Origin of the sequence: Serpentinicella sp. ANB-PHB4 (assembly GCF_031432315.1) — a bacterium.
Taxonomy (GTDB): domain Bacteria; phylum Bacillota; class Clostridia; order Peptostreptococcales; family Natronincolaceae; genus Serpentinicella.
This window is the reverse complement of the sequence record NZ_JAVKGO010000001.1, coordinates 175,490-194,451: the sequence shown is the minus strand read 5'-3', so window position 1 is coordinate 194,451 and position 18,962 is coordinate 175,490. Positions and strand designations below refer to the sequence as shown.

Sequence of the window (18,962 nt, the reverse complement as noted above, 5' to 3'; positions counted from 1 at the left end):
TAATTTTCATATTATAAAAACACATTTGAACTATCTACTACCTTACTTCCAGCAGTGCTAAAAATGACAACTCTCAGAATAACTTCTGAGAGTCACAGCATAATTTTAGTTACTTTAAAAAAGGATTTGAGACTCTTTCTGATCCGATAGTTGATGCTGGCCCATGTCCTGGTAATACAGTTATTTTATCGTCTAGAACCATAAGTTTTGTCTTTATTGATTGGATAAGTTGATCATAGTTACCACCTTCTAAATCTGTTCTTCCTATTGAGCCTGCAAATAAGGTATCTCCTGTTATTAAAATATTGTCAATTAAAATACATGTGCCACCCTTTGAGTGACCAGGTGTATGAATAATATTTAGCTCAAGGCTTCCTAATTTTATCGTTCCACCATCTACTAAATACCCATCTGGAGACATCTCTATTCCGTTGCCACCAATAAGATCTGATAAATTCATACGTTTATTTTTTAGCATGTTTTCATCTTCTTTGTTAATTAATACATCTGCACCTGTGTAGTCTTTTAATGCTTCTAATGCACCAATGTGATCTCCATGTGCATGGGTTAAAATAATATATTTTACTGTTATATTATTTTTTTTAATTATTTCAAGAATTCTCTGTGCTTCTCCACCTGGATCAAAAACAACGCCTTCTTTAGTAACATCATCTGCTAATATATAAGTGTTAACACCATAAGTACCCACTACTAAACTTTCAAAAATCATCAAAGATTCCTCCTAAAATGTTTTTTTACTATCGATCATTATTGTAACTGGTCCGTCATTAGTTGAATGTACCATCATATGAGCTTGAAATACTCCGGTCTGAACTTCTATCCCTACTTTTTGGCATGCTTCAATAAAAAGATTATATAATTTTTTCGCAAATTCCGGTTTAGCAGCATTTGAAAAATTAGGTCGTCTTCCTTTACGACAATCTCCCATCAATGTAAATTGTGATACAATTAATAATTTGCCGCCTACATCTTTCACAGATAAGTTAAGCTTTTCATCATCATCTTCAAAAATTCTTAGATTTGTTATTTTTTCTATCATATATTTTATATCATCTATTGTATCTTCCTCTGATATTCCTAGATAGACTAATAACCCCTTATGTATTTGACCTGTAACTTTATGATCAACTTCGACTTTTCCTTGACTAATTCTTTGAACAACCGCCCTCATATCTATTCCTCCGACTTATGTTAATACTCTAAATACATCTATTACGCCTTTAACATTTTTAAATTTGGTCATAATTTTATTTAGGTCTTCAGTATCATTTATTTCTAAAACAAGATTTAATAAAGCTATTTTTTCTTTATTCGTTCTTGCATTTAAAGAACTCACTGTCACCCTTGCATCAGACAGTATTTTTGTCAGCTCAGAAAGTAATCCTTTTCTATCTGTCGCCTTAACCTGTAACTCTACATTAAAGGCAATAGGCTTCGTACTATCCCAGTTAACTTCTATAAAACGTTCGACGGTTTCTGCACTTTCATGTAAACTAGGGCAGTCTTTTCTATGAATAGAGACCCCTCTCCCACGAGTAATATATCCCATGATATCATCCCCAGGTACTGGATTACAGCAACGTGCAAATCTAACCATTATATTATCGATGCCTTTAACAGTAACCCCTTGACCTTTATTTTTCTTTTTATCAGTGTTATTGTTTTTAATCAGGGGTTCAATAATTTCTTTTTCTTGTTCTTCCTTGGGCATTTCTTTTTTAATTTGTTCTCTAATTTTAGGAATTACTTGGTTTAGTGTAATTCCCCCATAACCAATTGTAGCATATAGATCTTCTTCGTTACTTAAACTAAGCTTCTTTGAAATACTATTAAGCATTCTATTTAAAGAAGATTCTGTAACCGTAATGCCTTTTCGTCGTATTTCTTTTTCGACCATCTCTTTACCTTTAATAAGGTTTTCTTCTCGACGCTCTTTTTTAAACCATTGTTTTATACGAGCATTAGCTTGAGAGCTTTTAACTACCTTTAACCAATCACGACTTGGGCCATTACTATTCGTAGATGTTAAGACTTCTATAATGTTCCCATTTTTCAGTTTATAGTCTAATGGAACAATCCTGCCGTCAACCTTTGCACCTACGCACTTATTTCCAATATCAGAATGAATTTTGTAGGCAAAGTCAATTGGAGTTGATCCCAATGGTAAGTTAATAACTTTTCCTTTCGGTGTAAAAACAAAAACCTCATTTGTAAATAAATCAATTTTCAATGATTCCATAAACTCTTTTGGGTCTTTCGTTTCTTTTTCCCATTCAAGCATTTGTCTTAACCAAACTAATTTGTCATCCATTTCCATACTTGGTGCGTGAGGCTTACTCTCTTTATATTTCCAGTGAGCAGCAATACCATATTCAGATATATGATGCATTTCGTATGTTCTGATTTGTATTTCAAAGGGTTCCCCTTTTGGGCCTATTACAGTTGTATGTAATGACTGATACATGTTAGGTTTAGGCATGGCGATATAGTCTTTAAATCGGCCTGGTATGGGCTTCCATAGGGTATGCACAACTCCTAATACACCGTAGCAATCTTTGATGGAATTTACTAGTATTCTTACGGCTAAAAAATCAAAAATTTCATCAAAGGATTTTCCTTGATATTTCATTTTTCTATATATACTGTAAAAGTGTTTAGGTCTACCTGATATTTCATTAGTTATATTAAACTCATCGAGCCGATTTTCTAATTGTGAGATTACATCAGTAATAAATTGCTCTCTGTCTTTTCTTTTTTGTGCAACCTTTTCAACTAGATCGTAATAGCCTTCTGCGTCTATATAACGCAGGCAAAGATCTTCTAATTCCCACTTTATTTTAAAAATACCAAGCCTATTTGCAATTGGAGCAAATATTTCTAATGTCTCTAAGGCTTTTTCTTTCTTTTTCTCATCGCTCTGAAACTTAAGAGTTCTCATATTATGAAGTCTATCTGCTAGTTTAATTAAGATAACTCGTATATCTTTTGCCATAGCAATAAACATTTTTCTTAGATTTTCGGCTTGCCGCTCTTCTTTCGAATCAAATGTTAGTCGGGTTAATTTAGTAACACCATCTACTAGTTGTGCAACTTCTTCCGAAAACTCCTGACTAATTTCGTTATATGTATGGCTAGTATCTTCAATGACATCATGTAATAACCCTGCTGCAATTGTACTGCTATCAAGCTGAAGTTGAATTAATATTTTAGCTACTTCTATAGGATGGGTAAAAAAACGCTCACCTGACTTTCTCATTTGTCCTTCATGAGCATTTTCAGAAAAATTGTAAGCTTTTATTATCAAATCAACATCACAATTTGGATTATACGATTCTATCATTGCTATAAGATTGTCAATCATAATTTAATCACTCTTTTCAATAGCATCTTTACGCAATCATTATATTTTCTACAATATTTTGATTTATTTATCGTATTTAAGTAAAGATGAAATATTATAGTTTGTTAATAACTTTCTACCATTTAAAAAGTCTAATTCTATTAAAAAGTTCATTGATACAACTTCTCCACCAAGTTGTTCAATTAATTTTGCTGTTGCTAGCACCGTACCTCCTGTAGCAAGTAAATCATCTACTATTGCAACTCTTTGTCCTTTTTTTATTGAATCTCTGTGTATTTCTAGTGTATCTGTGCCATATTCTAGTTCATATTCATATTTCAATGTTTCTGAAGGTAACTTTCCAGGTTTTCTTATGGGTACAAAGGCTGCACCTATATTATAGGCTACGGGTGTCCCAAACAAGAAACCTCTTGACTCTGGGCCTACAATTACATCAACATCAAGATCTTTTAACTGTTCAGATATTGTATCTATCGTGTATTTAAATGCTTCTTTGTCTTTAAGTAATGGTGTAATATCTTTATAATTAATCCCTTCCTTAGGAAAGTCTTGTATCTCTCTTATTTTTGGTTTTAAATTCATTATTGTTTCCTCCTCATTCTTATGTCAAAATATACAATACTAATTATATATTTTTCATCAAAGTTTATCAACATTTGTACAGGTTATTGTTTTATATTTTACAATAGTTTTTTGAATATTTTTAATATTTATTTAAAATTATCAATAATAAGTTGGATCTTTTTATTGCCACGAAATTCATTGATCTCTGGTCTATATGCTATATCTATTAATATGTCCGTTGTAATCCCACCATCATGCAATTTTGCAACCGCTTTTTCTCCTATTTTTTTCCTTATGAGATTTTCAAACTCAGTTATTTCGCCAAAATAGATCGCCTCAATATATCCTCTTCCTTTTAATTGAAACTTTAACTTTATTACATTCTTATTTTTTCCTAAAACATTTGCTTGAATTACCTTAATATTTTTCGCTCCAAAAATAGGTCTTGGATTTGCTTTTCCAAAAGGTTCAAGTTCCTTTAATTCTTCTATTAACATGTAATTAATTTCATTAATATCTAATTGTAGGTCTAATTTCAACGTAGGAATTAAGTCATTATCTGTTAATGTTACTGCATTATTTAATTTATTTCTTAACAAGTCTATATTGGATTTTTCTAATGATAACCCAGCTGCCATGGGATGACCACCAAATTTCACAAGTATATCTTTACATTTTGATAGCTCCTCAAACATGTTATATACTTCTATGGATCGACCAGAACCTTTTATTAAATCATTCGAGTTGGTTAATATAACAGTTGGTTTATTGTACTTTTCTTTTATTCTACCTGCAACAATACCTGCAATACTTTCATGTATCGTAGGTTCATATACAACAATAACTTTATCATTACATATGCTAGAACTTTCTATAGACTTGATAACGGAGTCAATCCCTTGTACTGTAATTTCTTTTCTTTGTTCATTAAGTTCATATAATTTCTTTGCATATTCTTTTGCTTTTTCAGGGCTTTTGGTCATAAATAATTCTGTAGCAATTTCTGCACTTTCAAGCCTTCCGGATGCATTTATACATGGTCCTAATTTAAAACCCAGTTCGTAAGTACCTATTTTTTTTTCATCTAATCCTGTTGCTTCTATAAGTGCACGCAGACCAATATTACTTGTACTATTTATATGTTTTAACCCTTCATCTACTATAATACGATTTTCATCAACTAAATCCACTACATCACAAACTGTTGCTATTGCAACAAATTGTAATAATTGGTATGCTTCAATTTGCGGTATATTTAGTTCATCAAAAACAACTTGTATCAGTTTTAATGCTACACCTGCACCACAAAGCTTGTCAAACTTATAACTGCAATCAGATCGTTTTGGATTAATAATCGCATCTGCTGGTGGCAAAATATAAGTCTTATTACCCTTTTCATCTTCTTGAAATGGAACATCATGGTGATCTGTTACTATCACTTTTAACCCTAAGTCTTTAGCTAGTTGTATTGATTCAACAGCGGCTATGCCATTATCGCATGTCAATATTACATCAATACCATCTTTCTTAGCTTCTGTAACTATTCTTTCATTTATCCCATAACCATCTTTTACTCTATCTGGAATAACATAGTCTACATCTGCACCGCACCTTTGAAGTGCAATTAATAATACGGTTAAACTTACTACACCATCTGAGTCATAATCACTACTAATTCTTATCTTTTTATGATGAACAATTGCATCTAATATAATACTTGACCCTTTTTCTATGTCTTTCATCTTTCTTGGATTGTGTAATTTATCTAAAGTAGGACTAAGGAAAGTAACTATTTGATTGTAATCTCTAATATTACGATTAAATAATAGCCTACACATAGTAGTGCTTATATTTAATTTTTTACTAATCTTATCGTAGTCAGCTACTATATTTTTCAATAACCATTTATGCAAAATTCTCCCCCTAACTAATTTGTTGTAGCAGTATTAGAAAAAGGCAGCCTAAGCTGCCTATATTGTTTTTCTTAGTTTTTTGGAGTATAACCTGTTTTCTTTTGTTTCTGTCTTTCCTTTAACATTACCCATACTGGACTTGCTATAAATATTGAAGAGTATGTTCCACTTAGAACCCCTGCAATTAACGGAAGAGTTAATTCTCGGATTTGTGGCGCAATAATAAAGAGTGCTCCTATGGTTAGTAATGTTGTGATTGATGTATTAATAGAACGAGTAATCGTTTGAGAAATACTATTATTAGCTATCTCCTCATAATTCGATTTTTTTATAAAACGAGTGTTTTCTCGAATTCTATCAAATACGACAATTGTATCGTTTATAGAGTAACCTAGTACAGTAAGCATTGCAGCAACAAAGGATATATTTAATGGTATTCTAAAAATTGCATATATTGCTAGGACAACTAATAGGTCATGTATTAAAGCGGCTATTGCTGCAAGACCAAAACGCAATTCAAATCTATAAGAGATATAAAGCAGCATACCAATGGCAGATATAAGCATTGCAAGTAATGCTCTATTTCTTATTTCTCTACCTACTCTTGGACCAATAAAATCTGCATTGAAGTCTTTTGCTTGGTCTAGGTGTTCATACTGCTCTTTAAAATCATTAAATACTTCTTGTCTTGCCTCACTGTCTAAATTATCCACTGTTTGAATTTGTACAATTGTTCTCTCCGGTCCAATAAAATTTATATTTGCATTAGGATCAAAGTTATCGGTTACTTGACGAATTTCATCTATTTCAACTGGTTGATCGAACTCTATTTGAAGTTCTGTCCCACCACTAAAATCTATACCAACATTCATGCCGAATAGTGCTGTCATAACTAACCCGAGTACAATAATGATGCTTGATATCGTAAACCATATTTTTCTATTTTCTATTATTTTCATATGATCCCCCCTGTACCCCAAAGTATCTTATATTGTTTGTCAAGTTCATATTTACTGTAAGTTTTAATAAGAACCTTGTTATAACAATTGCTGTAAATAAACTTACTACAATACCAATCATTAGTGTAATTGCAAAACCTCTAATTGGGCCTGTTCCAAATTGATATAATACAACGCCTGCAATAAGCGTGGTAACATTTGAATCAAGTATTGCTCTAAAGGCTCTTTTAAATCCTGCATCTATTGATGATCTAATCGTCTTACCTAGTCTTATTTCTTCTTTTATACGCTCAAAAATAATTACATTTGCATCTACTGCCATACCTACAGATAGTATTAGTGCTGCAATCCCTGGTAATGTCCAAGTAGCATTTAGAACAACCATAATACCAACAACAAAAAGGATATAGAAAATCAAAGCTATATTTGCTATAAAACCTGGTATCACATAAACTATTAACATAAATAATAGTACAAGAACTATCCCTATTAGAGCCGCTCTTACACTACTTTGTAGTGCATTTACCCCTAAAGAAGCAGTTACAGTGGATGACCTAACTTCTTCTAGTTCCACTGGTAATGCCCCGGCACGTATTAAAGATGCTAAGGTTGATGCTTCCTCAACGGTATAGCCACCATCTATATGACCCACTCCATTCGATATAACTGTTCGAATTGTGGGGTCTGAAATTACTTCATCATCAAGAACAATGAATATGCTTTGGCCTAAAAATTCTTCTGTTGCTTCTGCAAAGTTTCTAGTTCCTTCACTATCAAACTCAAGATTAACAACCGGATTAGCTTGTCCTTTTATATAGGTTACTTCTGATCTTCTTACATTTCCCCCAGTTAGTATAACATCGCCCTCTGGTGTTAAAAATTGCAATTGAGCAGTTCTACCTATCATATCTAGTGCTTCTTGAGCATCTTCTACACCGGGTAATTCTACACGAATTCTGTTATCTCCCTCTCTTACTATGGAAGGTTCTGTTAGGCCCATTGAATCAACACGTCGTCTAAAAACTTCAATAGTTTGAGTAATCTGCTCGTCTAATTCTCGACCTGTAGCATCTGTATCTGCTTCGTATACAACAAAAACACCACCCTTAAGATCAAGTCCCAAGTTTGCGACCTCACTTATAGGGCTAATTTCAAATTCCCCTATTCGTAATCCATTAAATGCAGTAAAAGTTGATAATCCTGCTACTATAATTATTAGCAGAAATATTGCTAGATTTTTTATTCTCATACTTCTTCCCCCCAACTAAATTCATATCTTTCATTATAAATGTTTTGCTGTATTGTAGTCAATAAAATACTACTTTTTATGGTTTTCAGCATATTGGACATACTCTTGTGCTGATTTTAGTAAAGACTTTTTCTCATCCTCTGTTAATTCTCTTATTATTTTTGCCGGTGAACCAACAGCCAAAACTCCTGAAGGTATTTTTTTTCCTTGAGGTACTAGACTTCCTGCACCAATAATTGTTTGACTACCCACTTCTGAACCATCTAAAATAATTGCGCCCATACCGATTAATGTGTCATCACCAATTTTACACGCATGAATAATTGCACTATGGCCAATTGTTACATTGTCACCAACTTCTGTTTGATAAATATCACTAACGTGTACGACTGTGTTATCCTGTATATTTGTATTTCTACCTATTTTTATTTGATTTGCGTCGCCTCTCAAAACAGCGTTATACCAAACACTTGAATGTTCACCAATAACTATATCTCCTATAATATCCGCGGAATCCGCAGTAAAGCAACTATCATTAATAATTGGTTTTTTACCTTTATACTCTTTAATCATTTGAATTTCCTCCTTATTTTAGTTTGCTTCTTTCGCCTTGATCATAATAGCGCACTCAATTCTTTTTTTCTCCATTTCACAACCAATGTCATAGGGCTTGTATATATCATCATTGAAATTGTATGCATTAGCATGACAGCCACCACTACAATAGAACTTTGCCCAACATTCGTCGCATTTTTCTTTGTTGTATACATTCGCTTCTTGAAAATAATTATATAAGGTCGTATCAACGCTACTATCTATAATATTACCTATCAGGAATTTTTTATTTCCTACAAATTGATGACAAGGATATAAATCACCTTCAGGGGTAACAGCTAGATATTCTGCTCCGGCACCGCAGCCTAGCAACCTTTTGATTACACAAGGACCTTGATTAAGATCTATATTAAAATGAAAAAAATTAAAGGCTGATTTGCTTCCATTACGTTTGGTCATTTCTTTCGCTAAATAATCGTACTGATCATTAATTAATTGTAAATCTTCTTTAGCAATTGCATAGTCATGCTCTGGACCAGCTACAACAGGTTCTACTGATATATTTTGGAACCCTAGATCTGCTAAATGGAGAACATCTTGAGCAAAATTTTTATTGTGCTTTGTAAAAGTTCCTCTAACATAGTAATTTTTACCTTTTCTAAGTTTCACCATCTTTTGTAGCTTAGGAACAATGTGATCATATGTACCACCACCATTTATTGTGTATCTCATCTTATCATTTGTTTCTTTTCTACCATCTAAGCTTAAGACAACATTGTGCATTTGATTGTTTATGTAGTCCATATTTTCATCATCCAGTAAAAGTCCATTTGTTGTAATAGTGAATCTAATATTTTTATTATATTGTTGTTCTTTGGCTTTACCATAATCAACAATCTCTTTTACAACATTAAAGTTCATTAGTGGCTCTCCTCCAAAAAAATCAACTTCTAAATTTCTTCTAGAGCCTGAATTTTCTAATAAGAAATCAATTGCTTTTTTCCCGATTTCTGATGACATAAAACTTCTCTGTCCCTCAAAGTCTCCTTGTGATGCAAAACAATATTGACATCGTATATTACAGTCATGAGCAATATGTAAGCAAAGTGCTTTTATGACTGGATCTCCTTTATGTTTGTCAAAATGCTCTATGTAACGCTCTTTACTGAAGAGTAACCCCTCTTTAGTCAAGGTATCTATTTCATTTATTGCTTCTTTTATGTCTTTTGTTGAATATAGGTTTCCTATTTTATCAATTATTTCTTCTTGGCTGTGTTTAGGATAGTAGTCTAATAGATCATGAACTATTTTATCTACTACATGTACTGCCCCGCTATTAACATCTATAACTACATTTACATTATCTGAGGTGAATTTATGAATCATTATGTCCTTTTCTCCTTTCGTTGTATACGCTTAATTATTTATCTCCATGAAAAAAACAGCAGATTTTTAAAAGCTGCTGTTTTAATATGTATTTTTCTATTGGTTCTCACACTCTTGATTTCCTACAGTACATGATGTTTTACATGCAGACTGACAAGAGGTTTGACACTCTCCACAGCCACCTTTTGATGCACTCTTAGCTAAAGTAGCCCCACTTATCGTTTTAATATGTTTCATTATGCCTACTTCCTTTCATTATAAATGTAACTATATCAAATTATAACAAAATTTATCATAAATTGAAAGAAAAATTATTCAAAAGCATTATATTTTACATTTAGTCATTTCATAATTAACCTCCTACGCCTTTTGCTTAGACTGTATCATGAACTTACATTTACACCGATCATTCCACCAACTACACCGGATACACAGCATATTCCTATTTTGTAGTAAACAACCCGATCTAAAACAAATTCAGGGATAAATATAGCACTCAAAAGTATTATAACAATCATGTATAAGATTCCAACTACTGCTCCATGGACCCAGCCTTTACTCTTTGAATGTATTGAAACATAAATTGAAGCATAAGCAACACTTACAATTGTAACACAGGAAACTAAGGCTGGAACCATTTGCTCTGAAACCCCTGTATATGTGACCAAAATAGCACTTATTAGAAATAATATTAAGGATACTACATAAGACCGTATTAGCCCTTTACCGTACGTCTTTATTAAAGCACTTTTAGGTGAATTTTTAACATGTGTATTCATTCTACACCTCCATATAATTTAATTTATTAATATTCTCTATAATAATAAATATTCCATTATATGGACTAATATTCGAGTACTATTGTAGTTTTAAAGTTTTTATATAATTTTAATGTAAACCTTTACTATTATAGTAATACATATATAAAAGCAATAGACTCGTTTGTCTATTGCTTTTTATATACAATCACTTTTTATTCATTTTCTGTTGTTATATTACCAATAGCCCACTTTGCAACAGATAACTTTGTTTTATCTGCTCCTACCTCTATGGTAATTAAATCTTCTTTAATCTTTACTATATTACCGTAGATCCCTCCAATTGTAATAATTGAATCTCCTACTTTTAAATTGTTTCTCATTTCTCTTACTTTCTTTTCTTTCTTTTGTTGTGGTCTGATTACAAGAAAGTAAATGAAAGCTAAAAACCCTATAGGTAATATTAAACCTGTTAACTCCGCTGGCATTTCAAATTTCCTCCTAGCATATAAAATTTCTCTCTATTTTTATATTCAATAAATATTTTTAAATTCCTCTATTTTACTACACAATTAATTTTTTATAAATATTTTCATAACTGTCTGAGGGTACTTCATTTACTGATCATGTGGTTAAATTTAGTTATAACCGTACTTAGTAAAAAAATTTCTCTTATAATCTAATAATCGATCTTCTTTAATGGCTTCTCTAACTTCTTCCATAAGTTTTAGTAAGAAATATAGATTATGATAAGTCATTAACCTTAATCCTAAAACTTCATTTGCTTTAATTAAGTGTCTTAGATAAGCTTTAGAGTAATTTTGACATGTATAACAGCCACATTCTGGATCTAAGGGTTCAAATGCATCTACATGTTTTGCATTTTTTATAACAACTCTGCCTTGTGAAGTCATAGCAGTCCCGTTTCGACCAATTCTTGTAGGTAAAACACAGTCAAACATATCTATCCCTCTTATTACACCTTCTAATAAACAATCTGGACTTCCTACGCCCATTAAGTATCTTGGTTTGTCTTTAGGCATTAATGGTGTAGTGTGTTCTAATACTTCGTACATTAATGGTTTAGGTTCCCCGACACTTAATCCCCCTACTGCATATCCTGGAAAATCTAAATCTATAATTTGTTCCGCACTTATTTTTCTAAGGTCATTATACATTCCACCTTGAATGATTCCAAATAAGCTTTGGTTTGCCGTATTATTATGGGCTTCTTTACATCTTTTAGCCCAACGAGTTGTTCTTTCAAGGGAGTCTAAGACATATTTTCTATCAGCAGGATAAGGTGCACACTCATCAAAGACCATCATAATGTCTGATCCAAGGGCGTTTTGAATCTCAACTGCTTTTTCTGGACTAATAAAGTGTTTTGAGCCATCTAAATGTGACCTGAACTCAACACCCTCTTCTCTAATCTTACGCATGTCTCCTAAACTAAATACTTGAAAACCGCCACTGTCTGTTAATATTGGCTTATCCCAATTCATAAATTTATGTAGACCACCAGCTTGCTTAATTAATTCATGGCCAGGTCTTAAATATAAGTGGTATGTATTACTTAAAATTATCTGGGACTTTATATCTTCTAATTCTTCTTTTGTCATCGTTTTAACCGTTGCCTGCGTCCCTACTGGCATAAATATTGGTGTTTCTATAATTCCATGGGGTGTATGAATTTTACCTAAACGAGCACCACTTTGTTTACATTCTTTTATTAGTTCATATTTTATTGCCATTAATGACCCTACCTCTCTACTTTATTATCATAGCATCTCCAAAGCTAAAAAATCTATATTCCTGTTCTACAGCTACTTTATAAGCATTCAATGTTTTTTCTTTTCCTGCCAACGCACTAACTAACATTATTAAAGTTGATTCGGGCAGATGAAAGTTAGTAATTAAACCATCTAATACCTTAAATTGATAACCAGGATATATAAATATATCTGTCCAACCATTTTTAGCTAAAACTTTCCCTGTATCGTCAGTTGCTGACTCTAATGTACGACAGCTAGTTGTCCCTACAGCAACAACTTTATTGCCTTGTTGTTTGCATTTATTAATTATATTTGCTGTTTCTTCTGTAATGGAATAATATTCTGAATGCATTTTATGATCGAATATATTCTCAACTTTTACAGGTCTAAAAGTACCTAATCCAACATGTAAAGTTATATATATAACCTGTACCCCTTTATCCTTAATTTTATTTAATAATTCATTTGTAAAATGTAACCCTGCAGTAGGAGCTGCTGCTGAACCAGTATGTTTTGAATAGACAGTCTGATAGCGTTCAGACTCCTCTAATTCCTGCGTTATATATGGTGGCAAAGGCATTTTTCCTAGTCCATCTAGTATTTCTTCAAAAACACCTTCATATTTAAATTCAATGATTCTTGATCCTTCGTCACCTATACCAACTACTTCAGCTTCTAAAACACCATCCCCAAATGTAAATTTTGTACCTACTTTAGCTCTTTTACCGGGCTTAGCTAGTGTTTCCCACTGGTTTAAATCTTTTCGTTTTAATAATAGAAATTCTATTTTTCCCCCGGTATCTTTTTTAGAACCGATAAGACGGGCAGGTAAAACTCTTGTATCGTTCAGAACCAAGCAATCATTTGGGTTTAAATAGTCTAAAATGTTATAAAAATAATCATGTGAAATTGCACCTGTTTTTTTATCAAGCACCATTAATTTTGAATGATCTCTTTTAGATAATGGTTGCTGCGCTATAAGTTCTTCAGGTAATTTAAAATCAAAGTCTTTTGTCTCCATGTTACTCTCCCTTAGTTGGTTTTTTATTAATTCCATTTTTTCACTGGATTGCTTTTCGTAAGTTAGCTATGTATTATATATTAAATCATTTCTTAATTTAGTATTAACGATTTCTAAAAAAAGTATTGAGTAAAAAACTCAATATAATACTTATAATAATACTTGTTACGATAGGAAAATAAATTGTAAGTCTACCCCTTTTTAAAAAAATATCCCCGGGTAACCTCCCTAAACCAAATCTTGATCCTCCCATTACTAAAAGTCCTATTACAATAAGTATTACTCCTATGAAAATAATTGTTTTTGCTAAAGTATCCATTGGCTTTACTCCCTGCATGCAATATTGAAGTGTTTATATGCTTTTTCAGTAACTATTCTACCTCTCGGCGTTCTATTTATAAAACCAATCTGTAGTAAATACGGTTCATAAACATCTTCTATGGTTGTCCTTTCTTCTCCTGTAGATGCAGATAAGGTGTCCAACCCAACTGGGCCACCGTTAAAATTATTAATTATTGTCTCTATCATATTTTTATCAACCACGTCAAGTCCTAATGGATCTACTTCTAACAAGTTCAAAGCTTCACATGCAACTTGTTTTGATATTTTACCATCAGCTCGAACTTGGGCAAAATCTCTAACTCTCTTGAGTAGTCTATTGGCAATACGCGGCGTCCCCCTGGACCTAAGTGCTATTTCTTTAGCACCATCTTCGTCAATTTTAACATCCAGTATTCTAGCGGATCTTTTTATAATTTGCCCCAACTGCTTGTAATTATATAGTTCTAGTTTACATATGACACCAAATCTATCTCTAAGTGGAGATGTCAACAGTCCTGCTCTTGTTGTGGCTCCTATAAGTGTAAATTTATTAAGCTCCAATCTAATTGACTTTGCACTCGCTCCCTTACCTATTACAATATCGAGAGCAAAATCCTCCATTGCAGGGTAGAGTATTTCTTCTAAAGATCTATTTAATCTGTGTATTTCATCAATAAACAAGACATCATTTTCAGCCAAATTTGTTAATATTGCAGCTAGGTCTCCTGGTCGTTCAATAGCTGGACCAGATGTAATCTTAATATTTACATTCATTTCCTGTGCGATTATATTAGATAAAGTTGTTTTTCCTAGCCCTGGTGGTCCATACAATAACACATGATCTAAAGGCTCTTTTCGTTTAAGGGCAGCTTCAATAAAAATATTTAGCTTTTCTTTTGCCTTGTCTTGTCCAATATAGTCTATTAGCTGTTTTGGCCTAAGCCCACTCTCAATATCCTTGTCTTCTTCCCGTGAAGATGTGGTTATTATACGTTCATCTCTTACCTCATTAAAGGTCATCCTGTTCACCTCTTATCTAATTACATCAACTGCTGAAGTACATATTTTATCATTTCTTCTACTGACAACTCTTGATCAAGGGATTTTACAATCGAATGTATTTCACTTTTCGAATATCCAAGAGCTAAAAGTGCTTCTAAAACTTCTTTGTGTTTATCTGTTTCATTATAAATTACTGCATTTTCTGGAGTCGTTTCTGATTCATCTAATGAAATCTTATCTTTTAATTCTAGTATTATCCTTTCAGCAGTTTTTTTTCCAACTCCTGATGTTTTTGATACTGCAGCTATATCCTTATTAATTATGAATGCACGTAACTGGACTGTAGTATATGTAGATAGTATTGTTGCAGCAACTTTGGGTCCAATTTTAGAGACTGATATTAGTTTTTTGAACATTTCTAGTTCATCCCTAGACACAAATCCATATAAATTTAACTCGTCTTCTCTAACCTGGAGGTATGTATACATTAAAACATCTTCATTTCTTGTTAAGTTTGATGCACTATTCATTGTACTGTTAATCCGATATCCTATTCCATTTACTTCTAAAATAACTTTATCTAAAAAGATATCTGTTACTTTACCTTTTAGGAATTCAAACAAATCATCACCTCATTATTCCTTTTCCAATAATATTTAGGAAATTGCATAATTAAATTTGGACGAATATATATAAAAAATATTCCTGCTTCGAATTTGTCAAACATAATTATGGAATTTCCTCATTTACTAAAATTATCATAAATAGTTTAACACAATGAAGTGTAAAATCAAGAAAAAGAGAGTTAGCCCTTGCTATCTCTCTTTTTTAAAGCAGTTTAATGTTTAATTAAATTAGCTACTATAATCTTCTAACAGTTGATGAACTTCATCTATTGAACTTTTTACAATGCCTTCTTTTAGTAACGATTGATCCTTTAGTGGCAACCTCGCTATTGAAGCTTGGGTTTCTTTAAATTTTATCTTTTCACCATTTTCGTTAAACTTATAGACAATGATGTATCCATTTTCTTCTGTTACTAAGAAATGGTTTGGACAAATATTTTTATCTTCTCTGTATATGATAACTTCTTCTTTTGAGAACGATTCAATACTAAAACTATCATATATATTTTTAAAATAAACTATAAGTTCTTCTTCCTTTAATCCAATCATATTATTTTCAACTAATAGCATTTCTTCTTGTGTAGAACCACACCTCAAGTAGCTTGTACGCAATACTAAATTCGTATTTTCATCTATACTTTCTGCCATATTAGTAACTATTTGCTCATCTGTACTATCTTGATCATCTTCATTGGTATCAATATTTTCTTCAGTCTTTAAATGTTCAGCTGTCTCATTATTAATATTATTATTTATCGATCTTCCAAATCTATAATAACCAATTCCATATCCTAGAGATGTGAAAAGAACTGCAATTACAATAAAGGAAATAAAAAAAGAACGATTTCTTCTTCTCCTCATCATGATAATATCCTCCTTATCTATTTAGGAGGTTATTTTAACCATTTCTATATTTTTTATTCAGCTAAAGTATTTAGTCATATGTATTAATTTATAATAATGAAACATACTATATATAAGCTTCATCTAATTTATTAAAATAAAATTGGAGGCGTTGATATGGATAGACTTGCTTTAGTTTTAGTTATTATCGGTGCTTTAAATTGGGGCCTTATTGGATTATTTCAATTTGATTTGGTTGCATCGATTTTTGGAGGACAGTCTGCTCTTTTAAGTAGAGTAGTTTATACATTAGTTGGTATTTCTGGTGCATACTGTATATCCTTATTGTTTAGAGAAAGAAATTCTGTTGAAGAATAGATATTTTAAAAAATATATATAGCGGATTTATTTATCCGCTATATTTTTTATTAGAGGGTTATTAAGCTTTCAACTTCAGTGTACTTATTTTCTCCTATACCACTAACGCTTTTCAATTCTTCCAATGTAGAAAATTCACCATGTTGTTCACGATATGAAACTATTCTTTCTGATAAAGCAGGTCCTATTCCAGGAAGACTTTGTAATTCTTCTTTTGTCGCATGATTTATATTTATTAAGCCAGAATTGTCATTTCTATTGTTAATATGTAGAGGAACTACTACTTCTTCTTCATACATAGGAATGTAAATAAATGCTTCGTCATAAATCTTTTCGGCTAAGTTTACCCTTGTCCTATCCGCACTTTGAAGTAGTCCTCCTGCAGCTTCTATTGCATCTATCGTTCTTGAAGATCCAGCTAATTCGTATACTCCCGGAAATTTTACAGCTCCTTCAACATGAACGATCATATTATTGTCAATGACTTCACTTAAAGTTGGCGAGCTATTTTCTTCATCAATAATTATTTCTTCCTGTTTTTTTGAATTTTCATCTATTTCACTTAACACATACACTTTTCGCCTTTCTATTACTTGCTCATTAATAAAAAAACAAATTATAATCAATATTACAATACCACCTATAATGTGCTTATGTTTTTTTGTTAAATTAATCATGAGTTTCCTCCTGGATTTTCATTTATTATTTTTTTATTCGACAAATATTTTAGCACTTCCTTTTTTTAGTAATAATTTTTTATTAATTTTTTTTCTAAATTTTGATATACTATATAATGTATCTTTTATATACTTAGAAAGATTGGTGATATTTTGAAAATAAAACTAACTACTTTTATAACCACTTTACTTTTTATTATAATTACTGCTTCTTCTGTTTCTGCAAGTCCACAAATCACCGCACCTAATGCTATCTTAATGGATTATCAAACGGGTGAAATTCTCTATGAAAAAAATGCCCATACTCCTGCTTATCCAGCTAGTACAACAAAGGTACTGACTGCTTTAATTGTTTTAGAAAATTTAGACTTAAATGAATATATTACAGTAGATGAAGACTTATTTGTTATCGGGTCTAGCATGTATTTAAAGAAAGGTGAAACCTTTACAGTAGATGAATTACTTCAAGCTTTATTAATTCGTTCTGCCAACGATGTAGCAGAAGTTTTTGCAACACATATATCAGGCTCTGTAGAAGCGTTTGCTGATCTAATGAATCAACGTGCTGAAGAACTTGGTGCTTCTGATAGTCATTTTACTAACCCTCATGGTTTACCTGACGACAATCATGTTTCAACTGCTTACGACCTAGCACTAATTTCTAGGTCCGCTATGGAAAATGAAAGATTTAGAGAAATAGTAAATACTACACGTTTAACCTTCGACCCGACTGAACAAACACCTGAAACTAGATACTTCAGAAATACTAATCGCTTCTTGTGGGGAACAGGTGGCGCACATCAAATATTATATAATGGGCAATACATCGATATAAAATACGATAAAGTTGATGGTATTAAAACTGGGTATACTGGTCAAGCTGGAAATTGTCTTGTTTCTTCTGCTGTAAATGAAGATCAAAGACTAATTTCTGTCGTTCTTGGTACAGTAGGTACCAACGTATATCTTGATTCTAGAACCTTATTAGACTATGGTTTTGATAACTATAAGCTATTAAATTTAATAAACAAGAGCTCAGTAGAGCAAATTGATAATTTGATGATTAAGAACGGTACCTCGAATAGTTTAACTGCCTTTCCTGAAAGTGATTTATGGGCAGCCGTTTCTATAAACACACATGAAGTTCCTTATGAAAAACAAATAGTGCTGAATGAAGATCTTATTGCACCGATTGAAGAAGGACAGCTAATTGGAGAAATTAGATTTTTAAAGAATAACCAAATTATAAGTACTAATTTATTAGCAATGGAAGCTATTCCTTTGAAACCTTTTTTTCAAAGATTAGTAGATAATAATGTTTTTAGAGTTATAATTGGTGTATTTTTATTATGGCAATGTTTTATATTTATTTTAAGATCGAAAAGAAAAAGGCAACGTAAATACTTGAGTAGCCATTTTAAAAGATCTTACAAAATTAATAGAAACCTTTTGAAGTAAATTTATAAAGGTCAAAAATAAAAATAACCTTCAATAAACGATTCCTTTATGGTTCTTTATCTTGAAGGTTATTTTCTATTTAAATAGTATTATTT

The 18,962-nt window shown here is 31.8% G+C and carries 21 protein-coding genes; 2 read left to right on the top strand and 19 right to left on the bottom strand.

The genetic code is table 11. The features are described 5' to 3' along the window. Nucleotides 1-109: 109 nt before the first annotated feature. The 18 genes from RH915_RS01075 to RH915_RS00990 all read right to left on the bottom strand — a co-directional run bounded on the left by RH915_RS01075 (nt 110) and on the right by RH915_RS00990 (nt 16,375). The gene (locus tag RH915_RS01075; RefSeq protein WP_310477399.1) at nt 110-730 is read right to left on the bottom strand and encodes an MBL fold metallo-hydrolase; all 621 of its coding nucleotides are present in this window, start codon (nt 728-730) and stop codon (nt 110-112) included. 12 nt (nt 731-742) lie between these two features. Further along, the gene (gene dtd, locus RH915_RS01070) at nt 743-1,192 is read right to left on the bottom strand and encodes a D-aminoacyl-tRNA deacylase (protein WP_310477398.1); all 450 of its coding nucleotides are present in this window, start codon (nt 1,190-1,192) and stop codon (nt 743-745) included. Nucleotides 1,193-1,207: 15 nt separating this feature from the next. Further along, nucleotides 1,208-3,382 carry a RelA/SpoT family protein gene (locus RH915_RS01065; RefSeq protein ID WP_310477397.1) on the bottom strand — a complete coding sequence of 725 codons (2,175 nt, stop codon included), beginning with the start codon at nt 3,380-3,382 and terminating at the stop codon, nt 1,208-1,210. 63 nt (nt 3,383-3,445) lie between these two features. Beyond that, on the bottom strand, nt 3,446-3,964 hold the full coding sequence (locus tag RH915_RS01060; RefSeq protein ID WP_310477396.1) for an adenine phosphoribosyltransferase: 519 nt from the start codon (nt 3,962-3,964) through the stop codon (nt 3,446-3,448). Between the two features lie 128 nt (nt 3,965-4,092). Then, nucleotides 4,093-5,859, bottom strand: a complete 1,767-nt coding sequence (gene recJ, locus RH915_RS01055; RefSeq protein WP_331618235.1) for a single-stranded-DNA-specific exonuclease RecJ — start codon at nt 5,857-5,859, stop codon at nt 4,093-4,095. A 71-nt stretch (nt 5,860-5,930) separates the two neighbouring features. Then, nucleotides 5,931-6,818, bottom strand: coding sequence for a protein translocase subunit SecF (secF, locus tag RH915_RS01050; protein ID WP_310477395.1), 888 nt, complete (start codon nt 6,816-6,818; stop codon nt 5,931-5,933). Continuing rightward, on the bottom strand, nt 6,799-8,067 hold the full coding sequence (gene secD / locus RH915_RS01045) for a protein translocase subunit SecD (RefSeq protein WP_310477394.1): 1,269 nt from the start codon (nt 8,065-8,067) through the stop codon (nt 6,799-6,801). Before secD ends, secF begins: the two co-directional genes overlap by 20 nt. 69 nt (nt 8,068-8,136) lie before the next feature. Further along, the gene (locus tag RH915_RS01040; RefSeq protein ID WP_310477393.1) at nt 8,137-8,640 is read right to left on the bottom strand and encodes a gamma carbonic anhydrase family protein; all 504 of its coding nucleotides are present in this window, start codon (nt 8,638-8,640) and stop codon (nt 8,137-8,139) included. Between the two features lie 18 nt (nt 8,641-8,658). Continuing rightward, the gene (scfB, locus tag RH915_RS01035) at nt 8,659-10,008 is read right to left on the bottom strand and encodes a thioether cross-link-forming SCIFF peptide maturase (RefSeq protein ID WP_310477392.1); all 1,350 of its coding nucleotides are present in this window, start codon (nt 10,006-10,008) and stop codon (nt 8,659-8,661) included. 96 nt (nt 10,009-10,104) lie between these two features. After that, complete coding sequence (gene scfA, locus RH915_RS01030; RefSeq protein ID WP_310477391.1) at nt 10,105-10,245, bottom strand: six-cysteine ranthipeptide SCIFF; 141 nt, start codon at nt 10,243-10,245, stop codon at nt 10,105-10,107. Between the two features lie 146 nt (nt 10,246-10,391). Continuing rightward, on the bottom strand, nt 10,392-10,787 hold the full coding sequence (locus tag RH915_RS01025; RefSeq protein WP_310477389.1) for a TIGR04086 family membrane protein: 396 nt from the start codon (nt 10,785-10,787) through the stop codon (nt 10,392-10,394). Nucleotides 10,788-10,981: 194 nt separating this feature from the next. Next, the gene (yajC, locus tag RH915_RS01020; protein WP_310477387.1) at nt 10,982-11,254 is read right to left on the bottom strand and encodes a preprotein translocase subunit YajC; all 273 of its coding nucleotides are present in this window, start codon (nt 11,252-11,254) and stop codon (nt 10,982-10,984) included. 150 nt (nt 11,255-11,404) lie between these two features. Continuing rightward, nucleotides 11,405-12,520, bottom strand: coding sequence for a tRNA guanosine(34) transglycosylase Tgt (tgt, locus tag RH915_RS01015; RefSeq protein ID WP_310477384.1), 1,116 nt, complete (start codon nt 12,518-12,520; stop codon nt 11,405-11,407). A gap of 16 nt (nt 12,521-12,536) precedes the next feature. Beyond that, entirely contained in the window at nt 12,537-13,562 is a 1,026-nt protein-coding gene (gene queA / locus RH915_RS01010; protein WP_310477383.1) for a tRNA preQ1(34) S-adenosylmethionine ribosyltransferase-isomerase QueA, read from the bottom strand. A gap of 103 nt (nt 13,563-13,665) precedes the next feature. Then, nucleotides 13,666-13,881, bottom strand: coding sequence for a DUF2905 domain-containing protein (locus RH915_RS01005; RefSeq protein ID WP_310477381.1), 216 nt, complete (start codon nt 13,879-13,881; stop codon nt 13,666-13,668). 5 nt (nt 13,882-13,886) lie between these two features. Beyond that, the gene (gene ruvB / locus RH915_RS01000) at nt 13,887-14,903 is read right to left on the bottom strand and encodes a Holliday junction branch migration DNA helicase RuvB (RefSeq protein WP_310477380.1); all 1,017 of its coding nucleotides are present in this window, start codon (nt 14,901-14,903) and stop codon (nt 13,887-13,889) included. Between the two features lie 20 nt (nt 14,904-14,923). Next, complete coding sequence (gene ruvA, locus RH915_RS00995; protein WP_310477379.1) at nt 14,924-15,508, bottom strand: Holliday junction branch migration protein RuvA; 585 nt, start codon at nt 15,506-15,508, stop codon at nt 14,924-14,926. A 231-nt stretch (nt 15,509-15,739) separates the two neighbouring features. Continuing rightward, complete coding sequence (locus RH915_RS00990; RefSeq protein ID WP_310477378.1) at nt 15,740-16,375, bottom strand: hypothetical protein; 636 nt, start codon at nt 16,373-16,375, stop codon at nt 15,740-15,742. A gap of 156 nt (nt 16,376-16,531) precedes the next feature. Between RH915_RS00990 and RH915_RS00985 the strand changes: the two genes are divergently transcribed. Continuing rightward, complete coding sequence (locus RH915_RS00985) at nt 16,532-16,732, top strand: DUF378 domain-containing protein (protein ID WP_310477377.1); 201 nt, start codon at nt 16,532-16,534, stop codon at nt 16,730-16,732. Nucleotides 16,733-16,782: 50 nt separating this feature from the next. On the opposite strand, the gene RH915_RS00980 is transcribed toward RH915_RS00985, so the two are convergent. Then, on the bottom strand, nt 16,783-17,409 hold the full coding sequence (locus RH915_RS00980) for a helix-hairpin-helix domain-containing protein (RefSeq protein ID WP_310477376.1): 627 nt from the start codon (nt 17,407-17,409) through the stop codon (nt 16,783-16,785). 153 nt (nt 17,410-17,562) lie between these two features. On the opposite strand from RH915_RS00980, the gene RH915_RS00975 reads away from it, so the two are divergent. Continuing rightward, entirely contained in the window at nt 17,563-18,867 is a 1,305-nt protein-coding gene (locus tag RH915_RS00975) for a D-alanyl-D-alanine carboxypeptidase family protein (RefSeq protein ID WP_310477375.1), read from the top strand. Nucleotides 18,868-18,962: the final 95 nt, after the last annotated feature.